Source organism: Natrinema soli (genome assembly GCF_028618695.1).
Genome location: NZ_JAQIVI010000551.1, coordinates 1 through 4,530 on the forward strand (window position 1 = coordinate 1; position 4,530 = coordinate 4,530).

Genomic DNA, 4,530 nt, shown 5'->3' on the forward strand with positions numbered 1-4,530 from the left:
TCACCGGTTCGCCGGCGGCGCTCGCGACCGCGCTCGAGAAGATCGACGGGACGATGCCCGAGGTGCCCGACCGCGACCTCCGAAAGCTCGACGGCGGTGCCGAAGCGCTCTATCTCGCTCCGTTAGAGGAGCGCGCGTTCGGCTCGAAGGAACTCGTCAGCACCGATATCTTCCCCGACACGCATCCGCCGACCGCGGATCGGATCGATCGACTGCGGGCCCTCGAGCGAGGTGACGGATGACGCGCGAACGCACGACGCGGCGCGGACTACTGGCGTCGATCGTCGTCGGCACGGCGTCGCTCGCCGGCTGTGGCTATCAGCCGGCCGGCGGCGAACTCGTCTGGACGGAGTCGGTCGGTTCCGGCCCCGGCCTCGCACGAGCAGGCGACGAGCGATGGGTCGACGACGGTGACTTCCTCTATCGGATCCGCAACCGGAGCGGGACGGGGATCAGCTACGGAGACGATCTCGGTTTCACCGAGTTCGACGACGCTCGAGTCACGGCGTACGATTCGCGGGGACAGCACGTCTGGGGCGGCAGCACGGACGCACAGTACGCGGGCGACCCGGCCGTCGTCGACGGTCGCGTCTACCTCCCGCTCGCGAACGGGTCCGTGGCGGCGCTCGAGCGCGCCGAAACCGACGAGGAGACGGCCGACTATCGCTCGGACGACGACGATGCGACCGTGTGGACGACCGAATGGACCGCGGTCGATTCCGGTTCGGCAGACGGATCCGGCGACGGAAGCGAGGCGAACACGAGCGAGACGAACACGAGCGAAACGAGTTCCGCGGACGACGGTGAGACCGCACCGGCGCTGGCGGTGACCGCCGGCTCCGAACTCGTGGTCGGCTTCCACGGTGCGGGTGTCGTCGCCTTCGACGCCGCAACGGGCGACGAGCAGTTCGCGTTCGAGGTTGACGACCTCGCAGTGACCGCGAGCGACGACGGTGCCGTCGCCGGCGATCGGGCGTGGGTCGTCGCGACGGGAACCGACGACGAGACGGTCGCCCTGACTATCGATACCGACGGAACCGTCCGCGCCGAGGTCTCGCTCCGGTCGTCGCTCGACTGGCTCGAGACGACGGATTCGACGGCGTTGCTCGCCCTCGAGGACGAACTGTGGGCGCTCGACGCCGCCGGCGATCGGCAGTTTACGGTCCAGCGAGACGGCAGTGGGACACCGCTTCTCGTCGGGGACCGTCTGTACCGCGTCGATACCGCCGCCGGATCGATCGTCGCCGTCGATCTCGACTCGAGCGAGAGCGTGTGGCGTCGCGACGGGTACTCGCTCGAGGCCGTCACCGCCGACGCCGACGGCGTCTACGCCGTCGGAACCGCGCCCGAGATGGACGGCTGCGGACTCTTCGGCGTCACGGCGTCGGGCGAGCCGTGGTGGCAGGTTCCGATGCTCGAGGAGGCGGGCTGTTACGGCGACCTTTTCCCGGTCGGCGACCGACTCGTCCTCCGTGTCGGTGGCGAACTATACGGGTTCCACAGGGAACCCGGTGCTCGGTACACGCTCTTGTCTGCTCGCGGTTACTCGCGTTTCCGACCGAATTCACACTAAAAAGGGCGCTCACTCGTTCGTTCACGGGCTAACGCCCGTTCGCGTTTTCGCTCACTGCGTTCGCTCCGAACCGCGCACCGTTCCCGGTTTAACTTCCTACGACGGAACGATCGTTACCGGATCCTTCACGATGGACCTTTTTCTCGTCGGGTTCGCTTCGCTCACCACTCCTCGAAAAATCTCCACCAAAAAGCCGCTCACTCTCTTCGTTCGTTCGCGCTTCAACTTCTTATGACGGAACGATCGTCACCGGATCCTTCCGATCGATCGCCCGCTCGAGTTCCTCCGCGATCGCGCTCCCGCGCGAGACCTGTATTTCGCCGCCGCGGCTCACCGTTGCGGTAAACAGGTACTCGCCGGCGGCCTGCACCTCGACCGTCTCGCCGTGGTTGCCGTCGACGGGGATGACGATGTGCCGCGAGGTAATTTCGGGCTGGACCATCTGCCCGGCCTTGGAACCGCCGCTACTGCCGCCACCACTACCGCCGCCGTTCGCGCTGGCTCCGCCGGCACCGCCGCCCGCTCCGTAGTTGGGGTTCTCGTCGTGCGTTCGGACGTCGATGTCGATCCCCAGCCGGTTCTCGACGTCGGTGATGCGGCCGCCGCCCTTGCCGATGACGCTCGAGATGTCGTCCTCCTCCACGTAGACGACGGCCTTGTCCTGGCCCTTGAGTTCGACATCGACGTAGCCGTGGGCGATCGAGCGGATCTCCCGTTCGATCTCCTGTTTGGCGATGCGGTCGACGCCGGACTCGTTCGCCGGGCCGCCGTCCTCGTCTTTCAGCGGAACGGTGACGACCTGCCGGTTGAAGGTGTAAATCTCGTACTCGGGCTCGCCGGTCTGGAAGTTCGTGATCTGAATCACGGGGCGGGCGAGGTCCTCTTCGGTGAGTCCTGCGGGAACCTTGACCTCGGTCTTGACGTCGTAGACGGTATCGACCTCACCGGCTTCGATGTAGATGACGGTGTCGACGACCTGTGGAATCATCCCGAGTTCGACGCGACCCACGAGTCGCTGGAGCGCGTCGATCGCTCGCGTCGCGTGGACGACGCCGATCATTCCCACGCCGGCCAGTCGCATGTCCGCGAAGACCTCGAAGTCGTTCGTCTTGCGGACCTCGTCGTAGATGGTGTAATCGGGTCGGACCATCAGCAGGGCGTCGGCGGTCTTGGCCATCTCGCCGCCCAGTTCCGTGTACTGGGTGATGTCCGGACCGACCTGCAGGTCCCGCGGTTTCTCCATGGTCTTGACCGAGTAGTCGTGATCGGAAATGTAGCGGGCGACCGCCTGCGCGAACGTCGACTTCCCGGCCCCGGGCGCACCCGAAATGAGGACGCCGCGCTGGCGCTCGAGCAGCCGGTCTTTCAGCTCGTCGGCGTGTTCGTAGTCCTCGATGTCGGTCTGAGCGATCGGACGGACGGCGGTGATCTCGATGCCGTCCGAGAATGGGGGTCGACCGATCGCGATCCGGTAGTCCCGGAACTGGACGATGTTCATTCCCGGCTCCGAGAGCTCGAGGAAGCCATCGGGAGACTCCTTCGCGGCGTCGACGACCTCGCGGGCGTACTCGTCCATCGTCGCCTCGTCGAGCGGTTCGTCGGCGATCTCCTCGTAGCGCATCGCGCCGAGTTCGCCGCGTTTGGCCTTCGGCACGGCGTCCGTCTTGAGGTGGACGCTCATCGTCTGGTCGTCGAAGAACGCCTCGACTGCCAGCGTCCCGACCTCGCGAACCTCGGGCGAGACGTGCTCGACGTCGAGCCCCTTTGCCTCGGCGACCTCGGCCTGGACGACGTCGCTCGTGACGAAGGTCGCGTCGAACTCCTCCGCGAGATCGCGGATCAGGGCGTCGATCTCGCCCTCTGAGGCGTGGCCCCGCTCGATGGCGTTGGGCCGCTCGCCGACGTACTCGAGGTCGACGACGCCCTCGTCGGCCAGGTCAGCCAGCCGCTGGAGCTCCTCGAGGCCGTCCCAGCCGCTATCGATCCCGTCGTTCGCCTGCGCCTCGAGTTCGGCGACGACCGCCTCGGGGACGCAGATCGTCGCTCCCTCGAACTGCCCGTCTTCGATAGTCGCTGAGACGCGGCCGTCGATGACCACGCTCGTATCCGGCACGACGTTCATACGTAAACTGGTCGACGTACGCCTATAAGCGTGTTCACAGCAAATCCACGGGCCGCGGTTCCACGCCACACGCGAAATTGCGGGGGCAGAGCTGCCCCGTTCTGTTCGGGAACCCGTCCGTTGAAACGGACCGAATTGGCCGAAGATGCCGCCGGACGACGACCGGCCCCGTCGTTCGACCGCGGGCCAGTCCGACGGGCGGCGGCTTCCGGTGCACTGAACACCGCGGCCGTCGACGTGTCCGCCATGACTCTCGTGGACCTGACTCGCGAGCTGGTGTCGATCCCGAGCCACCGGGACGAGGCCGCTGTCGGTGACTTCCTCGAGGCGTGGCTGCGCCGCGAGACCGACGCAGACGTGCGGCGGGACGACGTCGGCAACGTGATCGCTCGAACGGGAACGGGCGACGAGACGCTCGCGCTCGTGGGTCACCACGATGTCGTCGAACCGGTCGAGTCGCAGGTACGGAGCGCGGAACCGGGGGACGGTAACGGAAACGAGTACGTCGTCGAAGAGCGGGACAACCGCCTCTACGGCCGCGGGACGGCGGACATGAAGGGGGCGCTCGCGGCCGCGCTGGTCGCGTTCCGCGATGCCGACCCCGCCGGCGAGTTGGTCTTCGCGAGCTTCGTCGGCGAGGAGGTCGGCGGCGTCGGCGCACGGCATGCGATCGAGCAGGGGTTCTCACCCGACTACGCCGTCGTCGGCGAGGGATCGACGAACTATTCGGGGCCGGACGTCACCGACGTGGCCGTCGCACACAAGGGCCGGCGCGGCAGTACGATCACGGCTCGCGGAACGGCAGCGCACGCGAGCGAGGTCGACGCCGGCGAGA

3 protein-coding genes and 1 pseudogene are annotated in these 4,530 nt (G+C 67.0%); 3 read left to right on the forward strand and 1 reads right to left on the reverse strand.

Going from position 1 to position 4,530, the window contains the following annotated elements; genetic code table 11:
• Window positions 1-242, forward strand: a pseudogene (locus PGX04_RS26360) (M48 family metalloprotease); the annotation flags it as partial.
• The gene (locus tag PGX04_RS26365; RefSeq protein ID WP_273741203.1) at window positions 239-1,573 is read left to right on the forward strand and encodes an outer membrane protein assembly factor BamB family protein; all 1,335 of its coding nucleotides are present in this window, start codon (window positions 239-241) and stop codon (window positions 1,571-1,573) included. The pseudogene PGX04_RS26360 and the gene PGX04_RS26365, both read left to right, overlap by 4 nt.
• Before the next feature lie 229 nt (window positions 1,574-1,802).
• Here the strand turns inward: PGX04_RS26365 and PGX04_RS26370 are convergent, their stop codons facing one another.
• Window positions 1,803-3,695 carry a PINc/VapC family ATPase gene (locus PGX04_RS26370; protein ID WP_273741204.1) on the reverse strand — a complete coding sequence of 631 codons (1,893 nt, stop codon included), beginning with the start codon at window positions 3,693-3,695 and terminating at the stop codon, window positions 1,803-1,805.
• 246 nt (window positions 3,696-3,941) lie between these two features.
• Here PGX04_RS26370 and PGX04_RS26375 point away from each other — a divergent pair.
• Window positions 3,942-4,530, forward strand: a 589-nt coding sequence (locus tag PGX04_RS26375) for a M20 family metallopeptidase (RefSeq protein ID WP_273741205.1), incomplete at its 3' end; no start/stop codon positions are given.

Coding starts and splice junctions, on each gene's coding strand:
- PGX04_RS26365 (WP_273741203.1), top strand. CDS start 239: ATGACGCGCGAACGCACGACGCGGCGCGGACTACTGGCGTCGATCGTC.
- PGX04_RS26370 (WP_273741204.1), bottom strand. CDS start 3,695: ATGAACGTCGTGCCGGATACGAGCGTGGTCATCGACGGCCGCGTCTCA.